Here is an 18,229-nt window from a genome sequence, read left to right on the forward strand (position 1 = left end):
CGGTCCTTTGAATGAAACGGGGGCGCCGGGAAAAGCGCGGCCCTCAATGGCGGGTGCCCTGCTGGATGCGACGGCGCAGCCAGTGGGAGACGAGATCGGCCGCGATCACCATCACGGTGATGACCACGATGCAGGTGGCCGTCTCCTGGTAGCGGAACAGCTTGAGGCTGCCGACCAGCTCGAACCCCAGCCCGCCCGCGCCCACCATGCCCAGCACCGTGGCCGAGCGCAGGTTGACCTCGAAGCGGTAGAGCACGACCGCGATCCAGGCCGTGATGGCCTGCGGTATCACGCCGAAGACGATGAGCTGCAATTGCGTGGCGCCTGCGCTGCGCAGGGCCTGCAGCGGGCCGTCGTCGATCTCTTCGATGCTCTCGGCGAAGAACTTGCCCAGCATGCCCATGCCATGCAGGGCCAGGGCCAGCACGCCGGGAAACGGCCCCAGGCCCACGGCCGAGACAAAGACCAGCGCCAGGATCAGCTCGTTGATGCTGCGCACCACGTTCAGGAACTGACGCGTGATGCGCCGCAGCCAGTGCCAGCCATGCAGGTTGCTGGCCGCGATGAAGGACAGCGGCAGCGCCAGCACCACGGACAGCAGCGTGCCCCAGATGGCGATCTGCACCGTCTCCAGCGCGGGCGCCATCAGGCGCGGCAGCATGCTCCAGTCCGGCGGCACGGAGCGCGCCACGAAGTCTGCGATCTGGGGCATGCCTGCCGCCAGTTCGCCCCAGCTCATCTGCGCGCCGCCCGCGCTCCAGTGCAGCACCCAGGCGATGGCCAGGGCCGCAGCCGCATAGCCTGTCCAGCCCAGGGTGCCGTGGGGGCGCGGCGCGGTCCATTGCCAGCGGTCGCGCGGCTCGGGGCTCCAGGAATTGGCGCTGGTCATCACAATCCTCCTGCGGGCGCGCTGGCCCGCATCCACGAGGCAGGCACCGGCGCCTGCGCATGCGGGCCGGCAGGCCCTATGGCCGCCGTGCCCGGTGGTGTGTCCGGTTCTGCGCCCTGCCCTGCAGTGGGCTGCGCATGGTAGATGGCCTGCAGCGCGGCCTCGTCCAGCGCCTGCGGCGATCCGTCAAAGACCATGCGGCCCTGGGCCAGGCCCAGCACACGGTCGCCGAACTCCCGCGCGTAGTCCACCTGGTGCAGGTTGCAGACCACGGCAATGCCCAGCCCGCGCGTGGCATCACGCAGGTACTGCAGTACGCTGCGCGCGGTCTTGGGGTCCAGGCTGGCCACGGGCTCGTCGGCCAGGATGACCTGGGGCTGCTGGGCCAGCGCGCGGGCAATGCCCACGCGCTGCATCTGCCCGCCCGACAGTGCCTCGGTGCGCTCCAGCGCCTTGTGGGCCAGGCCCACGCGCTCCAGGCACTGGTCGGCCAGGCGGATATCGCTTTCGCGGAACAGCTGCAGCACCGAGGCCAGGGTGCCGGTCTGGCCCAGGCGCCCGGTCAGCACGTTCTTACGCACCGACAGGCGCGGCACCAGGTTGTGGTGCTGGAAGACCATGGCCACGTGGCGAGCCAGCTCGCGCCGGCTGTGCCTGCCGCCGCCCAGCATCAGGTCCATGCCGCCCACCTCCAGCGTGCCGCTGTCGGCGCGGGCCAGGCCGTTCATGCAGCGCAGCAGCGTGGACTTGCCGGCCCCCGACAGGCCCAGCATGACGACGAACTCGCCGGGCTGCACATCCAGGTCGATGCCATGCAGCACGTGGTTGCTGCCATAGCTCTTGCGCAATTGGCGGATGCGGATCATTTCATGCTCCCGAGGTCCAGCTTCAGGGCCTTGGCCGTCTGGCGCACCACGTCGTAGGCCTTGTCATCCGTGGCCGCGAAGCCGTCGAGCACGCCCTGGTCACCCCAGGGCAGGTCCTTGACCTCGGCCAGGGCCGCAGCCACCTTCTGCTTGGTGCCGGCGTCCAGGTTCTTGCGCCAGGTCATGGGCGACTCGGGGATGGGCTGGGAGCGCCAGACGATCTGGAAGTCCTCGCGCTTGACCAGGCCCTTGTTCACGGCGGAGTCGAAGATGCGGTCGGCCACGGCCGCCGCATCCACCTTGCCGTTGGCCACGGCCATGATGCTGGCGTCGTGCGAGCCCGAGAAGATCACGCGCGAAAAGCCCTTGTCCGCATCGAAGCCCTCGGCGATCAACCCCGCCTTGGGAAACAGGTGGCCCGACGCCGAGGTCGGGTCCACAAAGGCAAAGCTGCGGCCCTTGAGATCGGCCACGCTGGCCGGGCCCTTGTCCTTGCGGGAGATCACCATGCTGTGGTAAGCGCTCTTGCCCGTCTTCTTGGTCACGGCCACGGCAAAGGCCTCGGCGCCTGCCACCTGGCTGGCCAGCACGTACGAGAACGGGCCGAGGAAGGCGATGTCGATCTTGTTGGAGCGCAGCGCCTCGATCACGCCGTTGTAGTCATTGGCCACGAAGGGCCGCACCTTCATGCCGGTGCGGGTGGCCAGTTGGTCCATGACCTGCTGGCTGGCGCGGATCATGGCCTGCGCGTCCTCCGAGGGGATCAGGCCCACGCGCAGCTCGGCGCTCTGGGCAAAGGCGGCAGTGGTAGCGGTGGAGGCGGTGGCGGCCAGGGCCAGCATGGCGCCGGCATGGCGCAGCCAGGTCTTGCGGTTCATCTTCATGGGAGCGTTCCTTTGCATCAGGTCAGGCACATCGGCGGATCGGTGGATCCGTGAATCGCCGGTCAAATCGCCAGGCGGGTGGGTATGGCTGAATGCTAGGAGCGACATATTTCTGCCATGTGAAAGTTTCAGAATCGGTTTTGACAGCATCCATAGACAAAACCTTGAGATACCGACTTTCGTGAGCAACGCCCGCTACCGCGCCTTCATCGCCGTCGCCCACCATGGCAGCCTCAGCGCCGCCGCCCGCGCACTGGGCGTGAGCCAGCCCACCATCTCCACCCAGATCGCCACGCTGGAGCGCCAAAGCCAGATCGAGCTGTTCCACCGCCGCGGCTACCGCATGACGCTCACGGGCGCAGGCGCCAGACTGCTGCCCATGGCGCAGAAAATCATGGCGCTGGAGGCCGAGGCCGAATTCTTCCTGCGCGACTCGGGGCAGTTGCACCAGGGCGAGCTCAAGATCGGCGCCGTGGGGCCCTTCCATGTGATCGAGATGGTGGCCGCCTACCGCGCACGGCACCCGGGCATGCAGCTGTCCATCCGCATGGGCAACTCGCAGCAGGTGCTGGCCGACCTGGAACGCTACGACACCGACGTGGCCGTGCTCGCCGGCCTCTACGACCGCCCGGAGCTGCTGGCGCGCGAGTACGCGCGCCACGCCATCATCCTGTTCGCCCATGTCGCCCATCCCTTCGCGCGGCGCAGCGAAATCGCGCTGTCCGAACTGCAGGGCCAGCCTCTGCTGCTGCGCGAGCACGGCTCGACCACGCGCACCGCGCTGGAATCGGTGCTGCAGGCCGCCGGGGTGCAGCCGCGCACCGAGCTGGAGATCGGCAGCCGCGAAGCCATACGCGAAGCCGTGGCGCGCGGCCTGGGACTGGGCGCCGTGTCCGAAGCCGAATTCATCCCCGACCCGCGCTTTCGCCCGCTGCGCATCGCGGGCGACCCGGCCAGCACCACCACCTATGTCTATTGCATGCGCGAGCGCAGCGACAGCCTGCTGGTGAGGTCGTTCATGGACGCGTCACAGTGATCAGCCGATGCCGCAGACGCTGCGCAGCTCGCAGCTCGCCACCCGCCGTCAGTCCAGGGCCGGCGCATCGACGATCGGATTGCGGAGAATGCCGATGCGCTCCACCTCCACCTCGCAGACATCGCCCGCCTTCATCCAGACCTGGGGGCTGCGCGCCAGACCGACGCCCGAGGGCGTGCCCGTGATGATGATGTCGCCAGGCTGCAGCGCCATGCCCTGCGAGCAGGCCGCGACCAGGGTGGCCACATCGAAGATCATGTCGCGCGTATTCGCGTCCTGCAGCACCTGGCCATTGAGCCGGCACTGGATGCGCAGGCCGGCCGCGCCCGGCGGCAGTTCGTCGGCGGTGACGAACTCGGGTCCGAAACCGCCGCTGCGGTCGAAGTTCTTACCCCACAGCCACTGGGCGGAGCGAACCTGGTAGTCGCGCACCGACCCATCGTTGAACAGCGAGTAGCCGGCCACATGCTCCAGCGCCCGGGCCTTGTCGATATAGCGCCCGGCCTTGCCGATCACCGCCACCAGCTCGGCCTCGTAGTCGAACTGGGTGGACACAGGCGGGCGCTCCAGCGCCTGCCCATGCGCCACCCACGAGGAGGCATAGCGCTGGAAGATGACAGGATGCCGGGGCAGCTCGAAATGGCTCTCGGCGGCATGGTCCACGTAGTTGAGCCCTATGGCGAAAGCCTTGGACGGGTTGAGCACGGGTGGCAGGATCTCCAGCCCCTGCAGGGGCAGGCGCTCGCTGGCCGTGGCGACCGCCTGTTGCGCGGCCCGCAGGCCGTGCGGCCCCTGCGCAAGCAATTTGTCCAGTGTGGCGGGCAGACCCAGGGCCGTGATGTCCACCAGCTCCTGGCCGGACCGCACGCCCAGGGCCGGCCGGCCCTGGGCATTCCTGAAGGCAATGATTCGCATGGAAATACTCCGTTGAAAGCGTCAAGCGCAAGGCTCGTGGTTGGTAATGAAATCCTCAGGAAGCGCCGGTCCCCAGACATACAGCGCATCCTCCGGTGAGTGGTCGGCAGCTGGCCACAGGCTGCCCGCCGGCACGAAATCTATGTCGAACGAGTATTCGGCATAGCTTCCCCAGGGGTCGCGCACATAGTGGAAATAGTTGGAGCCCAGCACATGGCGCCCCAGGCCCCAGCCCTTGTCGTAGCCGGCCCCGCGCATCTGCTCGGCGCCGCAGCCGACCTCGTCGATGCTGGCCACGTCCCAACTGCTGTGGTGCAGGCCTGGCGCATGCGATCGGGCGAAGGCCACGAGATGGTGGTCGCTGCCATGGACCCCGTGCAGGAAGGCGATGCCCTCGCCCGAGCGGTCCGACAGCCTCAGGCCCAGCACCTGCTCGCAAAACCGGACCATGCGCGAGACATCGGGCGTGAAGAACAGCACATGGGACAGATGCCGGGGCCGGACCTGCTCCACCCGGCTGCGCGCGGGCGCCGCGCCGCGACCCGGCTGCGGCGCCATGGCGGGCACCGGCCTGCACTTGGCGCCGGGCGACACCTTGGGGGCAACCACGAGCTGCACCAGTACGCCATCGGGATTGCGCAGCCACAGCCCCTCGCCGTCCGACAGCGCATGCGGGGCTGCCGCGATGCCCTGCGCAGCGATGCGCTCGCGCATGGCCTCGGCATCACCGTCGAAGATGCCAAAGCGCACATATTCCAGCTTCTTGGCCCGCCCCGAGGCGTATACGCTCGCCCAGCAGTGATGCGAACCGAAGGTATGCAGATCCAGGCGGCCATCGGCCGGCCGCACGTCCAGGCCGAAGTGCCGGTAGAAATGCAATGCCTCGCCCAGATCGGGCACGGAGAAGACGAAGCGGTCCACCGAATGCACGGCGGCCAAAGGCGGTGTGAGGGTCATGGCTGCTGCGCGCCTGGCGCCGTGGGTCATTCGGGGCGGATGCCGATGTCGTGCATCACCTTGGTGAAGGTCTGGATCTGCCGGGCCAGCTCGCGCTGGTGCTCGGCCGGCGAGCTGCCGATGGGCTCGAAGCCCTTGTCGCTCAGGCTGCTGGCCACGCTCGGATCGCGCAGCGCATCGCGCAGCAGCGTATTGATCCTTTCCACCACCGCCTTGGGCGTGCCGGCCGGCGCATAGGCGGCGAACCAGGGGCGCATGTTCAGCACCGGATCGGTGTAGCCCAGCTCCTTGAAGGTGGGCACCGTGGGCATCAGGGCCAGGCGCCTGTCTCCGTTGACCGCGTAGGCCTTCATCGCACCCTTGTCGGTCTGGGCCTTGGCCACGAGCACGCTGGCCATGGCGAACGACAGGTTGCCACCCAGCAGATCCTGCACCACGGGCGACTCGCCCTTGTAGGGAACGGTGACCACGGCGAACCGGTCGATGCGCCCCAGGGTGGCAATGGCGATGTGCGAATAGGTGCCGTTGCCCCAGGTTCCGAAGGAGACACCGCCCTTGTCGGCCCGCGCATAGGCGACGAACTGTGCGAGGCTGCTCGGCGGCATGGCCGCATTGCCCACCAGGATGGCCGCTGCCGAGGCGATCAGGCCCACGGGCTGGAAGTCGCGCACGGGGTCGTAGGGCAGCGATTTGAACAGGCCCAGGTTGTTCACATGGGACTCCATGTTGGTGATCAGCACCGAATAGCCATCGGGGGCCGACCCCCTGACGTTCTCGGCCGCAAGAATGCCCGATGCGCCGGGCCGGTTGTCAACGATGACCTGCGCACGGCTCTGGCGCGTGATTTCAGCGCCCAGCACGCGCGCCACATAGTCCAGCGCGCCGCCCGCGGCAAAGGGCACGACAAAGCGTATGGGCTTGGACGGGTATGGCACATGGGACTGGGCCTGGACCTGCCCTGCCGCGCACAGCAGCGCACTCGCGACCAGCAGGGCACGGCGAAAAGGTTTCTCGTGAAAATCGGGGGTCATCTCTGTCTCCTTGGTTGTCATGGCTTGCGCGGAACGGAACGCAAGGCCCGATCGGGTGAAACCCGTGGCGCCTTGCTGCCCAGGCAATCCGCGAAGGCCTGGCAGATGCTGTCGCTGGCCCTTCGCGCCGCTTGCGAGACCTGGAAAAAGCCCAGGAACGGATGGAACATGTCGCCAAAGCACAGCCGTTGCACGGGCACGCCGGCCTCGGCCAGGCGGCTGGCGTAGGCGCTGCCTTCTCCGAACAAGGGGTCATGCCCGGCCAGCGCGATGACGGCGGGCGGCAGCCCGGCCAGGCTGCCCGCCCGCAGCGGAGACGGCGGAAACGCACCGGCCTCGGCCATGCGCGCGCCCATGTACAGGCGGGTGATGTCGCGCAGGTCGGTCGGCGTCAGCATGGGGTGGTCGCTGCGGCGCGCCTGCAGTGCCTCGGTATCGCGGGCCATGTCCACACCGGGCACCACGAGCAGTTGCGCGGCCAGCGCCCGTCCACGGCGCTGCAGCACGATGGCCGTCGAGGCGGCCAGGTTGCCTCCGGCGCTTTCTCCGGCCACGGCCACGCGGGCCGGATCACCGCCTAGTTCCATGACCTGGTCCATGGCCCACAGCGTGGCGGCGATGGCATCGTCGTGCGCTGCGGGAAACGGATGCTCTGGCGCCAGCCGGTAGCCCACCGAGACGATGACTGCCCCCACGTCGCGGCACAGCTTGCGCGCGATGTCATCCATGCATTCGATGCCGCCCAGCACAAAGCCTCCGCCATGGAAGAACACCACGGTGGGCCGGGGCACCGCATCGGCCTCGGGGCGATAGATGCGCACGGGCACGGTGGTGACGCCATGCCGTGCCAGCCGGTCCTGCGTGCAGGCCACGGGCACGGGCGGCGCCGCTTGGCGCATCGCCATGACGGCCGCGCGCAGGCGTTCGCGCGCCTGCGCCGGCGTGCCCGAAAACGGTGGCACGGCGCCGCGCTGGCGCGACGCCTCGACGATGGCGGCCAGTGCGGGGTCCAGGGGCATGTCCATGCCGGCCTCCTTAGAGCGTGTTATGCAGTCCCAGCACATGGGCCTGCGACACGAACGCGCGCTGGCGCAGCGCATCCAGATCGACATGGAGCATGCGGCCATGGCGCTTGACCGCCCTGCCCGCGACGAAGACGCTGTCCACATTGCCCGGATGGGCAGCCAGCACCACCGCGCCCACGGCGTCGCAGACGGGCGCCAGGTTGATATCGTCGGTGCGGATCATGATGACATCGGCCTGCTTTCCAGGCGTCAGCGAGCCGATCTTGTGCGACAGGCCCGTGGCATGTGCACCGGCCACCGTGGCGAACTCCAGCACATCGCGCAGCGAAAGAGTAGGCGGCGCGTGCTCCACGCGGCAATGCCGACCACCCATCCAGGATCGGTAGTAGGCGAAGGCATGGCGCATCTGCGTGAACATGTCGCCCGAGCATTTGGTCTCGGTGTCGCCGCTGAGGCTGGGCCGGATGCCCACGGCCAGCATGCGGTCGAACGGTATGTCGCCTATGCCCTGGGCGTTCATCTCGCAGTGCACGCCCAGCGAGGCACTGACCCCGGCATCGGCCATCATCGCAATCTCGTCGGCGCCGCTGAAGCAGCAATGCACAAAGGTCAGGTCATCGCCCAGCGCCCCGGCCTCGTGCATCTGCGCGATCGCCCGCACCTGCGCATTGCGCGCATAGGCCCCCATGTGGATGGTCGAGCGCAGGCCCAGCTCGCGCGCCAGCCGCAGATCGTCCAGCCAGACCTCGCGCCGCGCCATCTCGGGGCCGCGCCCGGCCATGGCCAGCGTCAGCAACTGGTCGTCGCTGGAGAAATAGCGGGCGCGCAGCCGCCTGATGTCCTGCGGATGTCCGCGCTGGCTGTCAAACATCCACGACGCGCCATCCACCAGCGGCCAGCCATGGGCGAACACACCACGGATGCCCGCCTCGCGCAGACCCAGGATGGCGGCGTCGGCATGCTCGGGCGAGTTCTGCACATGCGACCAGTCGAGCATGGTCGTGATGCCGCCATCCAGAGCCGACACGGCGCCCAGCAGCGTGCCCACATGCACGTCCTCGGCGCGGTAGCCGGCCCCCCTGGCGCCCAGCATCTCGGCGAAATAAATCTGCGGATCGATGTCCGCGTAGCAGTGGCGCACGCAGCTTTGCCAGGTATGGCGGTGCGTGTCCACGAAGCCCGGCAGCACGATGGTGTTGCGCGCATCGATGCGCTGGGCATGCGGTGCATCGATGCGCGGGGCCACGGCCGCGATGCGCTCGCCCTCGATCAACACATCGCCGCTGCGCAGCTCACCAATGCCCGGTTCCATGCTGATGATCCAGCCGCCGCTCAGCAGCAAGCATTCCTCGCTCATGCCGCCACCTTCAGCCAGCGGGCCAGTTGCGCCTGCACTTCGCCGGGCCTGGCCAGGCCGTCACTGGCCCAGGCCACATAGGCGTCAGGCCGCACCAGCAGCGCCTTGACCTGGGCCATGGACGCCGGCGCATGGGCGGCGCGGGCCTGCAGCACCGTGACGGGCAGACCCTGCACATCGAGATCCGCGAACTGCCGGCCCGTGCCGTCCAGATCGAGCAACAAAAAGTGCCGCTCGCGCAGCAGTTGCGTGACGCTGGCCGAGCGCCCGTCCAGCAGCAGCAGATCGATATCGGGCATGCGGTGGCCGGCCAGCGCATGGCTGCCCGGCTCGCTGCGGTATGGCGCCTCCAGGCCGCACAACTCCAGCACCAGCTTGCGCTGTACATCGGGCAGGGGAACGATGTGCTGGGCCATGCGCCGTTTGAGCGCCACCGCCTCCGGCCCGAAGCTGAACTGCAGCGCGCACTGCGCCTTCACGCTCTCCAGCAGCGCGTGCATCACCGGCAGCCGCTCGCTCTCATAGGTGTCGAGAACGGCATCGCCGGCCAGACCCCTGACCACGAGAGCGAGCTTCCAGCCCAGGTTGAAGGCGTCCTGCAGGCAGAAATTCATGCCCACACCGCTGGATGGATAGTGGATACGCGCGGACTCGCCGACCAGCAGCACCCGCCCCTGCCGCAGTTGGGGCACGGCCCGCATCTGGTCGTCGAAGCGCGAAGCCCAGCGCAAGCCCTGGATGCCGTAGTCGGTGCCGTGCACGTCGCGTATGCACTGCAGCGCCTCCTGCAGCGTGACGGGCTCGTCCTTGGGCGCATGCATGCGCTCGCGGTGCACGATGTTGAACCGCGTGATGCCCTCGCCAAACGCATAGCCCCGTACCCAGCCCAGTTCGTTGTCCGCATTGAGCCGTCCGCCGGGCCAAGGCGCGGTCAGTTGCGCATCGATCACAATGCCCCGGAACGTGCCCGGCCGGCCCTCGAATGCAATCCCCGCCTGGGTACGCACCACGCTGCGTCCCCCATCGGCCCCGACCAGATACTTCGCCCTCAGCGTGGTGACGGCGCCCTGCGCTTGCCGCGTGTCTTGCACGTCCACCTCCACGCCCTCGGCATGCTGGCGCAGCGCCGTCACCTCCGCACCCCGGCGGATCTGCGCCCCGCACTCTTGCGCCCACGCCCAAAGAAGATCCTCGGTCATGTTCTGGGGCAGGCCCAGCGTAAAGCCGAAGCGCGTGTGCAGATGGCGCCATTCGATGGGATGAAAGCCCGCCCAAATGTGCGATGGCCGGAACGGATAGTCCACGATCTCACGGGTCTTGCGGATGAATCGGTCCGCAATCCCCCGCGCGTCGAACAACTCCAGCACCCGGGGCAACAGGGTGCCCGCACGCGACTGCACGCCCTGCGTGCGCCTTTCCAGCACCAGCGTGCGCGCGCCGGCCCCCGCCAGTTCGGCCGCCATGGTCAGCCCCGACGGGCCCGCTCCCACCACAATCACATCCCACTGCATCGCATCGCCCCCATTCACATCGAAAAACCTGTGACCCACCGGCCTAGAAGGCGTGCGTCACGCCCACTTCCAGCGCCAGTTGGCGCCGCCCCGAGGCCGGAGCCTGATTGCGCATCACGGCCTTTTGCCCCTCCCCGGCCTGCTGCACCACGCCCAGCACATACAGGCTGGTTCGCCGCGACAGCGCGTAGTCGGCATGGGCGTGCGCCTGGCTCCAGCGGTAGGAGGCCAGCCGCGTGAACGCATAGCCGCCGCCCACGCGCAGCGCCGGCGTCACATATTTGTAGAAGCCCAGATCCAGGGTCTGCGCCCGCTCACGCCGGCCCAGGGCCGACAGGCGCGTATGGCTGTAGTTGCCCATCCAGCGCCAGCCATCGCGGGTGTAGGCCAGGCCCGCCGTACCGGTCTCCTGGTCCTGGGAGATCGCTGTGGCTGGCGCCTGGCTGAAGTCCTGGCCGTACAGCCGCGGCACGCCCAGCCTCAGCCCGGGCGCGTAGGGAACGCCCTTGACCGATTCCCAGATGGCCACCGCCTGCAAGGGGCCATCGGTGTAGCCCAGTTGCGCGCCCATCACCCGTCCCGTGTGGGTGGCTGAATCCCGCTCCGCCGCGCCGTACATCGCGCCGAACTGCCAGCCGCCGCGCACGGGGGACTTGTACTTGAGCGTGTTGTTCAGTGCCGTGCCCACCGTGCGGTCCAGATTGCCTGGATGAGTGGCCAGCAGCGAGGTGAACCGCTCCGAGGTGAAGGGCACGGCGTCGGCCAGCAGGTCGTACATCGCCCCCATCGTGAAGCTTCCCCAGGTGGCCGAAGTCAGGCCCACATAGCTCTCCAGCGGCGCCATGGTCCCCGTATCGGTGAATACGTACTGGCTCCAGCGGAAGATGGCCGACAGACCGCCTCCCAGCGACTCGCGCCCCGACAGCGCGATGGAGGGCGCCGCATGGGTGCCCGTCTGCTGCAACTTGCCGCCACCGTCCGAATCCCGGGTATAGAGCACGCCGGCGCCCAACAGGCCCGACAGGGTCAGGCTCGATGTCAATGGCTGCCCCTGGGTTTGGGTTTGGGTTTGGGCCTGCGTCACCGGCTGGGACTGGGCAGCTACCGGCAGCCCCGTGCTGGCGCCGCAAAGGCCCGCCACCCAGCACAGGCCGCTGCCGCGCCTGTAGCCCCGGGCACGGATGCCGAGGGAAATAGGGCATGCTCCATCGCCCGATTCGCGTCGTGAAAGCAATCCGAACATGTATGTCTCCGAAATGAATGCGCCCTGCATGGGAACGCTTGTGGTCTTGCGGGTCCGGGGCAGATGATCAGCTCCGTTGATACATACGTAAAATTTATTGTTTAAATTCAATCCATTTGCATAGCAAATACGGAGACGCGCCATGCGCTTTCACAAGCTCGACCTGAACCTGCTGGTTGTCCTCGACGCCCTGTTGGCCACGCGCAGCGTGAGCAAGTCCGCCGAGCGGCTTTTCCTGAGCCAGCCCGCGACCAGCCTGGCGCTGGGGCGGCTGCGCGACTACTTCAAGGACGAGCTGCTGGTTTCCGTGGGCAAGACCCTGGTGCCCACGCCGCTGGCCAACGAGCTGGCCAAGCCCGTGCGCGATGTGCTGCTGCAGATCCAGACGATCGCGCATGCCCGACCCTCCTTCGATCCGGCCACCTCGCAGCGGCGCTTCACCATAGAGTCCTCCGACTACGTGATCAGCGTGCTGCTGACACAGGTGGTGCGACGGGCCGCCACCCTGGCGCCGCTGATGCAGTTCGACCTGCGCGCCATCAGCCCGCAGACGCCCGAACATCTGGACAGCGGAGAGGCCGAGCTGCTGATCGCCCCCGAATTCGCGAAAGTGGCAGGCCACCCCTTCGAGCCTTTGTTCGAAGATGGCTTCTCCTGCCTCGTCTGCGCGGACAGCCCGCTACTCGACGGCCCGCTGACGCCAGCACGGTATTTCGATGCGGCCCACATCGGCGTGGAATGGGGCGGCGGCAGGCGCACCACGTTCGACGCGCGGCTGATGTCCACCGGCAAGCGCAGCCGCCGCCAGGAAGTGATCGCACCCAACTTCACCCTGCTGCCGGAGCTGCTCGTGGGCACGCAGCGCATTGCCACACTGCCCACTCGCCTGGCGCAGCACATGGCGCGGCGCTTTGCGCTGCAGGTGCTGCAGTGCCCGGTGGAGATTCCCCGGTTCACGGAATTGTTGCAATGGCACAAGCACCAGGAGCGAGATCCGGCCATCGCCTGGCTGCGTTCCCTGATCCGCGATGCCGGCGCCAGCCTGGACCGGCTCGCCCCGGACGTGGGACATTGAGCCGGTGCGGACTGTAGCGCTCGCCACTGGCGGCCGCCCTGCACGCTCTAAAGGGCTGTTTCAGAACAGACTGCGCTGCGGCAGCAGCAGCGACGGGTGGTAGAGGCTGCAATCGAGCCGCAGCGGCTCGCGGTTGAACCCGTACCGACGGCAGGCCAGGGCAAAGCGCTGGCGCAACAGCTCGGCCCAGTGGCCCGTGCCCTTCATGCGCTGGCCGAACTCGGCGTTGTACACGCGGCCGGCCTCGCGCTGCTCGCCCTGGATGCCGTGCAGGTCGCGCACGCGCTCCATCACGCGGCGGGCGCGGTCGGGGTAGTGCACCTGCAGCCATTGCTCGAACAGCGGCGCCACTTCCCAGGGCAGGCGCAGCACGGCATAGAAGGCGTGGCGCGCACCTGCGTCGGCGGCCGCCTCCAGCACCTTCTCCAGGTCTTCGTTGATGAAGGGAATCTGCGGTGCCAGGCTCACGCCCACGGGCACGCCCGCCTCGGTCAGCGCGCGGATGCTGCGCAGCCGGCGGTGCGGCGCGGCGGCGCGCGGCTCCAGGTGGCGTGCCAGGTCGGCGTCCAGCGTGGTCAGCGTGATGTGCACCGAGGCCAGGCCCTGGCGCGCCAGCGGGGCCAGCAGGTCCAGGTCACGCTCCACCCCGCTGCCCTTGGTGACGATGGAAAACGGGTGGCGCGCCTCGGCCAGCACTTCGATCAGGCGGCGCGTCAGCCCCAGCTCGCGCTCCACGGGCTGGTAGCAGTCGGTGACCGAGCCCAGCATCACGGGCGCGGCCACATGGCTGGCGCGCGACAGCTCGGCACGCAGCAGCTCGGGCAGGTTCTGCTTGGCGATGAGCCGGGTCTCGAAGTCCAGCCCTGGCGACCAGCCCAGGTAGCTGTGCGTGGGCCGGGCATAGCAATAGATGCAGCCATGCTCGCAGCCCCGGTAGGGATTGAGCCCCATGTGAAACGGCAGGTCGGGCGACTGGTGGCGGCTCAGCGCCGAGCGGGCCTGCTCCCAGCGCAGTTCGGTGCGCAGGGGCGCGGCTTCCTCGCCTTCGGCAGGCGCCTCAAGGCTGCCCCAGCCGTCGTCAAAGGCCTCGCGCGGATCGGTGGTGAAGCGGTGTGCCAGTTGGCTGGCTGCGCCCCGGCCCTTGATGGGGTGCAGGGGCACCCGGGCCGTGTCGTGATGAGGCGTGGGAGGACTGGAAAGCATGAAGCAACTGTATAAAAATACAGTCATACCAACAAGCACTCCCCGCATGCCTGCGGTTGCGAAGTGGGTTTTGCCGGCTTGGCAAGTGCCCGCGCCAATCCGCACCGCACCGTGCGGGTTCGCTTGGCAGAACGCGCACGGGCCTGCACAATGGCCTTATCGCACCAACTTGGTGCTTTTCTCTTTTCTGAAGATGCCTTGGCCCGGACAACCGCGTTGCCCGGGCTTTTGTCCGTTTGGGCGCCGCTGCCCTTCACTGCAGCCACGGCGCAAGCACACAAGGGAGCCAACACCATGGAGCGCAAGCCCCACATCATTCTTTCGTCCCTGGACCTGGAACGCATCGAGGCCCTGCTGGACAAGCAGCCCGCCTTTCCCGGCCGCGAGGCGCTCGAGGCCGAGCTGGACCGTGCCGACGTGCTCGAGCCCAAGGAAATGCCGCCCAACGTGGTGACCATGAATTCCACGGTGCGCTTCACGCTGCTGGAGTCGGGCAAGACCAATACGCTGACCCTGGTCTATCCCAAGGAGATGGATGGCAGCGCCGACAAGGTGTCGGTGTTCGCGCCCGTGGGCATTGCCCTGCTGGGCCTGAGCGTGGGCGACCAGTCCCGCATGCCCGGCCCCTCGGGCCAGGTCACCGTGCGCGTGGACGCCATCGAGTTCCAGCCGGAAAGCGCGGGCGAGCTGCACCGTTGAACGCCGACCGGCGTGAAGCGAAAAAGGCAGCCCACCGGCTGCCTTTGTTGTTTGTGGACTGACGCACCGCGCCTCAGCGCAGGCCCGCCACAAACGCCGCGATCAGGCCGGTGCCCACCAGGCCCGCCTGCCAGCGCAGCGCCATGTGCCAGCTGGGAACGTGGCGCTCCACGCGCTCGTACAGCAGATGACCGGCCGCAATCGACAGCACAAAGGCCGTGCACATGCCCAGCAGGGCGGCGGGAATGGAATGTGGCCAGAAATGGCTTTCCACGGCGTTGACCAGCAGGCAGACCGAGAAGTGCACGAGAAACACCGAGTACGAAATCTTGCCCAGCCGGCGCAGCGGCGCCCAGCCTTGTGCCTGGGCAAACGCGGGGCTGCGCATGGCCGCGACCAGGGCCAGCGCCGTGGCACCGGCCAGCGCGATGCGGTCGCGCCACTCCAGTGCCAGCGCCGCCACGACCAGGGCCACGATCAGCAGGGACCAGCTCCAGGCCGTCGAGGACTTGTCCGCATGCGCGGCCCAGTAGGCCAGCATGCCCAGGCCGTAGGCGCCAAAGAAGTACGGCGCCCACACATCCCATTGCGCATCCAGATTGAAGCCCAGCAGCGAAGCCGCCACGCCGATCACCACCAGCGCCTGCGCCACGCTCAGCGCCCAGGGCCAGCAACGTGACAGGGCGTCGCCGCCAAAGCGGCGGCGCAGCAAGGCGCCGCCCCAGCGCGTGCCGGCCAGCAGCAGCGCCGTCAGCGCAAACAGCTGGAAGTCGATGGACACGTACCAGACGCCGGCGGACAGCGACTCCTCGCCCACGATGTTCTGCAGCAGCAGCGCATGCGCCACCAGCTGCCAGAGATCGGGCTCGCCCGACACCGAGGCATGGTCGAACCAGGGCCGCACTGCCGCCGAGACGACGACGGCCACGACCAGGGCCACGGCATAGGGCACGACCAGGCGCACGAAGCGGCGCCCGATGCGCGACCACGGATCGCTGTGCAGGCCGTAGCCTTGCGGCGCCATGCTGGCTGCCGCCAGGTAGCCGCCCAGCACCAGGAAGATCTGCACGGCCATGCGCGCATATTCATAGAGCCAGTCGATGAGGTCCGGCGCGGCCGGATGGGCGATATCGGACATGGGGCCGTAGAAGGCCAGGTGGTGCCAGACGATGGCGGCACAGGCCAGGCCCTTGGTGCAGTCGATCAGCGCACTGCGGCTAGCGTGGGACATGGGGCAATCTGCAATCTGCGAACGGGTCGGGAAGCGGGAGGCGCTGGGCCCGGGCCGCCTGGCCGCCTGGCCGCAAGCCCGCAAAGGCGCCATTGTGCGCCTTTTGACCGCGTCTTGCAGAAAGCTGACGCACCGCTTTCCAAGCCGCACAGGACATGCCGGCACGCGAAGGCACAATGCATGCCATGACGCAACCCAAACCTCTTCCGGCGTTGAACCGGCAGTTCGTCTCGCACTTCGGCGAGATGGGCAGCCGCTGGGGCATCAACCGCACGGTAGGCCAGATCTACGCTCTGCTGTTTCTTTCGCCCGAGCCGCTCAATGCCGACCAGATCGCCGAGACGCTGGAGTTCTCGCGCTCCAACGTGAGCATGGGGCTCAAGGAATTGCAGGCCTGGCGCCTGGTGCAATTGCGCCACCAGCCCGGCGACCGGCGCGAGTATTTCGAGGCGCCGCAGGATGTCTGGGAAATCTTCCGCCGCCTGGCCGAGGAACGCCGCCGCCGCGAGATCGAGCCCACCCAGTCCATGCTGCGCGCCGCCATGCTGGAGGAAGTCACCACCGAAGAGGAACGCTACGCCCAGCAGCGCATGCGCGACATGTACGAGCTGATCGACCGGCTCATGAACTGGTTCGACGACGTGCAGCGCCTGTCGCCCGAGACCGCCATGCAGCTCATGGGCATGGGCACGGCCGTGACGCGGCTGCTGGATCTGAAGGACCGCATCACGGGCGGCAAGGGCCGCGCCAAGGCGGATGACACCGACGATTGAACCTGGCAAGCCTGCGTACAAAAATGAGCTCCCGAGGGAGCTCATTGTGTTTACAGCAATGCTTCATTGGCGGTAAGCGCGTGCAAAAAGTGGCGTAGCCCAAAGCGAGGGACACCGAGCAAGGGCCGCCCCCGCAGCGAGGGTGTCGTCCCCCTCCCGAAGAGAGAGGGGGAAGGCGCGAAGCGCCTCAGGGGGAGCTTTATTTCTCCCGGGCCAGGAGTTCGCGGCGCGTGGCCTCGTCGTCCATCAGTTCGTACCACATCGCGTTGAGCACCGCGAAGGCGGCCGCCAGCGGCAGGCCGAGCAACCAGGCGAAGTACCACATGGTGTTGTGTCCTTTCTTGACGTTGAATGTCGTTGCTTGATTCGGTGGATCAGTACGAGTGGCCGCGGCCCTCGATGATGGCCATCGGGTCGACCTTGCCGCGCAGCACGCTGTAGACCCAGCTGGTGTAGGCCACGATGAGGGGCACGAAGATCAGCGCGCACACCAGCATGATGAACAGCGTCACATGGCTGGACGAAGAGTCCCAGACCGTGAGGCTGTGCTGCGGGTTCAGCGACGAGGGCAGGATGAACGGGAACATGGACGCCCCCACGCTGGCGATGATGCCGGCAATGCCCAGGCCGCTGGACAGCAGGGCCAGCCATTCGCGGCGCAGCCACAGGCCCAGCGCCGCCAGCAGCGGCATCAGCAGGCCGATGGCCGGCACGGCCCAGAGCACGGGCCGGGCCTGGTAGTTGGCAAACCAGGCGCCCGCCTGCAGCGCAGCCGTCTTGAACAGCGGGTTGGACGGTCCGGTGGTGTTGACCTCGCTGGTGATGCGGTAGCCGTTGAGCGCGGCCAGCCACACGCCGGCCGCCGCGAACAGCACCGTGGTGGCGACGGCCGCCACCATGCCGAGGCGGCGCGCGCGCGCGGCCACATCGCCCTCGGTCTTGAACACCAGCCAGGACGCACCATGCATGAGCAGCATGCACAGCGAGACCAGGCCGGCCAGCAGCGCAAACGGGTTGAGCAGGCCGAAGAACGTGCCCTCGTAGTAGATGCGCATGTCGGGCGCCAGGCGGAAGGGCACGCCCTGCAGCACATTGCCCAGGGCCACGCCGAAGATCAGCGCGGGCACCACGCCGGCCATGCACAGCACGGCATCCCAGCGCGCGCGCCAGGCCGGCTCCTCGCGCTTGCTGCGGAACTTGAAGGCCACGGGCCGCAGGATCAGCGCCACCAGGGCCGCGAACATGGCCAGGTAAAAGCCCGAGAACGACACGGCATACAGCTGCGGCCAGGCCGCAAAGATGGCGCCGCCGCCCAGGATGAGCCAGACCTGGTTGCCTTCCCAGACCGGGCCCAGAGAGTTGATGACGACGCGGCGCTCCACGTCGGTCCTGGCCGCCAGCGGCAGCAGCGCGGCAGCGCCCAGGTCAAAGCCATCGGTGACGGCAAAGGCGATGAGCAGCACGCCCAGCAGGCCCCACCACAGCAGGCGCAGGATGTCGTAGCTGATCAGTTCGTGAAGAATCATGGTGACAA

General features: G+C 68.0%; 18 protein-coding genes. 4 read left to right on the top strand and 14 right to left on the bottom strand.

The annotated features are described in order from the left end of the window. Window positions 1-43 precede the first annotated feature (43 nt). From phnE to phnD, 3 genes are read right to left on the bottom strand one after another with little or no spacing between them, the layout of a single operon-like run. Complete coding sequence (phnE, locus tag G4D77_RS06870) at window positions 44-889, bottom strand: phosphonate ABC transporter, permease protein PhnE (protein WP_016450190.1); 846 nt, start codon at window positions 887-889, stop codon at window positions 44-46. Beyond that, window positions 889-1,755, bottom strand: a complete 867-nt coding sequence (gene phnC, locus G4D77_RS06875) for a phosphonate ABC transporter ATP-binding protein (RefSeq protein ID WP_154834927.1) — start codon at window positions 1,753-1,755, stop codon at window positions 889-891. The genes phnE and phnC overlap by 1 nt, the downstream gene beginning before the upstream one ends. Then, window positions 1,752-2,639, bottom strand: a complete 888-nt coding sequence (gene phnD / locus G4D77_RS06880) for a phosphonate ABC transporter substrate-binding protein (RefSeq protein ID WP_154834928.1) — start codon at window positions 2,637-2,639, stop codon at window positions 1,752-1,754. The genes phnC and phnD overlap by 4 nt, the downstream gene beginning before the upstream one ends. Window positions 2,640-2,820: 181 nt before the next feature. Here phnD and G4D77_RS06885 point away from each other — a divergent pair, with 181 nt between their 5' ends. Beyond that, window positions 2,821-3,675 carry a LysR substrate-binding domain-containing protein gene (locus G4D77_RS06885; RefSeq protein ID WP_047325748.1) on the top strand — a complete coding sequence of 285 codons (855 nt, stop codon included), beginning with the start codon at window positions 2,821-2,823 and terminating at the stop codon, window positions 3,673-3,675. A gap of 48 nt (window positions 3,676-3,723) precedes the next feature. Here the strand turns inward: G4D77_RS06885 and G4D77_RS06890 are convergent, their stop codons facing one another. The 7 genes from G4D77_RS06890 to G4D77_RS06920 form a co-directional block, all read right to left on the bottom strand. Further along, a complete protein-coding gene (locus G4D77_RS06890) occupies window positions 3,724-4,590 on the bottom strand; it encodes a fumarylacetoacetate hydrolase family protein (protein ID WP_047325749.1) in 867 nt (288 codons plus the stop codon). Window positions 4,591-4,611: 21 nt separating this feature from the next. Beyond that, entirely contained in the window at window positions 4,612-5,547 is a 936-nt protein-coding gene (locus G4D77_RS06895) for a VOC family protein (protein WP_047325750.1), read from the bottom strand. Window positions 5,548-5,573: 26 nt separating this feature from the next. Beyond that, window positions 5,574-6,578, bottom strand: coding sequence for a Bug family tripartite tricarboxylate transporter substrate binding protein (locus G4D77_RS06900; RefSeq protein WP_047325751.1), 1,005 nt, complete (start codon window positions 6,576-6,578; stop codon window positions 5,574-5,576). A 17-nt stretch (window positions 6,579-6,595) separates the two neighbouring features. Further along, a complete protein-coding gene (locus G4D77_RS06905) occupies window positions 6,596-7,603 on the bottom strand; it encodes an alpha/beta hydrolase (protein ID WP_143044620.1) in 1,008 nt (335 codons plus the stop codon). Between the two features lie 10 nt (window positions 7,604-7,613). Then, entirely contained in the window at window positions 7,614-8,960 is a 1,347-nt protein-coding gene (locus G4D77_RS06910; RefSeq protein WP_074923094.1) for an amidohydrolase family protein, read from the bottom strand. After that, window positions 8,957-10,423, bottom strand: a complete 1,467-nt coding sequence (locus G4D77_RS06915) for an FAD-dependent monooxygenase (RefSeq protein WP_244160516.1) — start codon at window positions 10,421-10,423, stop codon at window positions 8,957-8,959. The genes G4D77_RS06910 and G4D77_RS06915 overlap by 4 nt, the downstream gene beginning before the upstream one ends. A gap of 91 nt (window positions 10,424-10,514) precedes the next feature. After that, window positions 10,515-11,513 (bottom strand): porin, encoded by a 999-nt coding sequence (locus G4D77_RS06920; protein WP_250134261.1) that lies wholly within the window; start codon window positions 11,511-11,513, stop codon window positions 10,515-10,517. A 343-nt stretch (window positions 11,514-11,856) separates the two neighbouring features. Here G4D77_RS06920 and G4D77_RS06925 point away from each other — a divergent pair, with 343 nt between their 5' ends. Then, a complete protein-coding gene (locus tag G4D77_RS06925) occupies window positions 11,857-12,789 on the top strand; it encodes a LysR family transcriptional regulator (RefSeq protein ID WP_047325755.1) in 933 nt (310 codons plus the stop codon). Window positions 12,790-12,849: 60 nt separating this feature from the next. Here the strand turns inward: G4D77_RS06925 and G4D77_RS06930 are convergent, their stop codons facing one another. Next, entirely contained in the window at window positions 12,850-13,992 is a 1,143-nt protein-coding gene (locus G4D77_RS06930) for a PA0069 family radical SAM protein (RefSeq protein WP_154834931.1), read from the bottom strand. A gap of 294 nt (window positions 13,993-14,286) precedes the next feature. Here G4D77_RS06930 and rnk point away from each other — a divergent pair, with 294 nt between their 5' ends. Then, a complete protein-coding gene (rnk, locus tag G4D77_RS06935; RefSeq protein WP_026062607.1) occupies window positions 14,287-14,691 on the top strand; it encodes a nucleoside diphosphate kinase regulator in 405 nt (134 codons plus the stop codon). Window positions 14,692-14,764: 73 nt separating this feature from the next. Here the strand turns inward: rnk and G4D77_RS06940 are convergent, their stop codons facing one another. Then, window positions 14,765-15,922: an acyltransferase family protein gene (locus G4D77_RS06940; protein WP_154834932.1), complete on the bottom strand. Its 1,158-nt coding sequence runs from the start codon at window positions 15,920-15,922 to the stop codon at window positions 14,765-14,767. Between the two features lie 176 nt (window positions 15,923-16,098). On the opposite strand from G4D77_RS06940, the gene G4D77_RS06945 reads away from it, so the two are divergent. Further along, entirely contained in the window at window positions 16,099-16,695 is a 597-nt protein-coding gene (locus G4D77_RS06945) for a GbsR/MarR family transcriptional regulator (protein ID WP_026062606.1), read from the top strand. Between the two features lie 199 nt (window positions 16,696-16,894). On the opposite strand, the gene cydX is transcribed toward G4D77_RS06945, so the two are convergent. Together cydX and cydB are read right to left on the bottom strand one after the other, a co-directional pair. Beyond that, window positions 16,895-17,020, bottom strand: coding sequence for a cytochrome bd-I oxidase subunit CydX (cydX, locus tag G4D77_RS06950; protein WP_012204319.1), 126 nt, complete (start codon window positions 17,018-17,020; stop codon window positions 16,895-16,897). A 49-nt stretch (window positions 17,021-17,069) separates the two neighbouring features. Beyond that, complete coding sequence (gene cydB / locus G4D77_RS06955) at window positions 17,070-18,221, bottom strand: cytochrome d ubiquinol oxidase subunit II (protein ID WP_017406272.1); 1,152 nt, start codon at window positions 18,219-18,221, stop codon at window positions 17,070-17,072. Between the last annotated feature and the right edge of the window lie 8 nt (window positions 18,222-18,229).

The organism is Delftia sp. WY8, assembly GCF_018437695.1.
Taxonomy (GTDB): domain Bacteria; phylum Pseudomonadota; class Gammaproteobacteria; order Burkholderiales; family Burkholderiaceae_C; genus Comamonas; species Comamonas tsuruhatensis.